This is a genomic window from Streptomyces sp. BRA346 (genome assembly GCF_052851135.1).
Map to the genome: position 1 here is coordinate 1 of NZ_JAIWIH010000149.1, position 1,965 is coordinate 1,965.

Annotated in this window: 1 protein-coding gene; it reads left to right on the forward strand. The window is 69.1% G+C overall.

Annotated elements, in window-relative coordinates:
- On the forward strand, nucleotides 1–1,965 hold a 1,965-nt coding region (locus tag LCH29_RS43835; RefSeq protein ID WP_446467266.1), incomplete at both ends, for a condensation domain-containing protein.

Sequence of the window (1,965 nt, forward strand, 5' to 3'; positions counted from 1 at the left end):
CTCCTCGGCGTGGAACGCGTCGGCCGCAACGACGACTTCTTCGAACTCGGCGGCCACTCCCTCCTCGCCGTCTCCCTGGTCGAGCGCATGCGCGAAGCCGGACTCACCTGCGACATCCGCGCCGTCTTCACCACCCCCACCATCACCGGACTCGCCACCGCAGTCGGAGCAGGTGGAGGACGTACGGACCTTGTCGTGCCCCCGAACGCCATCCCGGCGGACGCCGAGGTCATCACCCCCGACATGCTGCCGCTGGTCGAGCTGACCCAAGAGCACATCGACACGGTGACCGCCTCGGTGTCGGGTGGCGCGAGCAACGTGCAGGACATCTACCCGCTCGGGCCGCTCCAGGAAGGCATCTTCTTCCACCACCTCATGGGCGGCGAAGGCGACGCCTACCTGCTGTCGAGCGTGTCGGCCGTGCCCTCACGAGAATGGGTCGGCGAGATCACCGACGCGCTCCAGACCGTCGTGAACCGTCACGACATCTTGCGTACCGCCGTCGTCTGGGAAGGACTCCCGCAACCCCTCCAGGTGGTGTGGTGCCACACCGACCTGCCCGTTGAGGAAGTCACCCTCGACGGCGACGAGGACGCGGCCACCCAGCTGCTCACCCGCTACGACCCGCGCCGCTACCGGATGGATCTGCGCGCGGCGCCCCTGCTGCGCGTGGTCACGGCGTACGACGCGGCACGTGACCGGTGGCTGGTGATGATGCTGATGCATCACCTGGTGGGCGACCACACCACGCTGGAGATGTTGCAGGAGGAGGTCGGGACGGTGCTGGCCGGGCGAGCCAGTGCGTTGCCGGAGCCGGTGCCCTACCGCAATGCGGTGGCCCAGGCCGTGCTGGGCACCAGCCGTGAAGAACACGAGAAGTTCTTCACCGAACAGCTCGGCGACATCGACGAGCCGACCGCGCCCTACGGCATCCTCGACGTCCGCGGCGATGGCACCGGAATAGCCGAGGCGCATGCCGCCATCGAGCGGGAATTGGCTGAGACGATCCGGGAGCAGGCCCGCCAGGCGGGGGTCTCACCGGCGAGCATGTGCCATCTGGCGTGGAGCATGGTCCTGTCCCGGCTCACCGGCCGCTCGGACGTGGTCTTCGGCACGGTGCTCTTCGGGCGCATGCAAGCCGGTGCGGGCGCGGAACGCGGCCTCGGGCTGTTCATCAACACCCTCCCGATACGCGTCGACGTCGATGCGCGAGGTGTGCTGGACGCGGTCCGCGACACCCATGGGCTCCTGGCCCAGGTGCTGCGTCACGAACACGCCCCGCTCGTCCTCGCCCAGGGATGCAGCCAGGTCCCACCGGGCTCGCCCCTGTTCACCAGCCTCTTCAACTACCGGCACAGCACCCCGGCAGATCCGGCCACGACCGATACGGCGATGTCGGGATTCGAGGTGCTGCACAACGAGGAGCGCACCAACTACCCGGTCGTGGTCTCGGTGGACGACCTCGGCGCCGACGACACCGGTTTCGCCATCACGGCCCAAGTGGACGACCGGCTGGACCCGGAGCGCGTCTGTGTGCTGTTGACGGCCGCATTGCGGGAGTTGACCGGCCTGCTGGCGACCGATCCGAAGGGGTCGGTGGCGGACGTGGAGGTGCTGCCCGCGCTCGAACGGACGCTGGTGGTCGAGGACTTCAACGCGACCGAGGTGCCGCTCGATGCGGCGGCGCGGGTGCACGGGCTGTTCGAGGCACAAGCGAAGGCGACACCGGACGCGGTGGCGGTCGTCCACGGCGATACGCATCTCACGTACCAGGACCTGAACGCGAAGGCCAACCAGATCGCCCACCGCCTGCGGTCTGTAGGGGTGGGCCCGGACGTACGGGTCGGCATCTGCGCCCAGCGTGGCGTGCCGCTGCTGGCGGCGATGCTGGGCGTGCTCAAGGCGGGCGGCGCGTACGTACCGCTGGACCCGTCGTATCCGGCGGAGCGGCTGGCGTTCATGCTC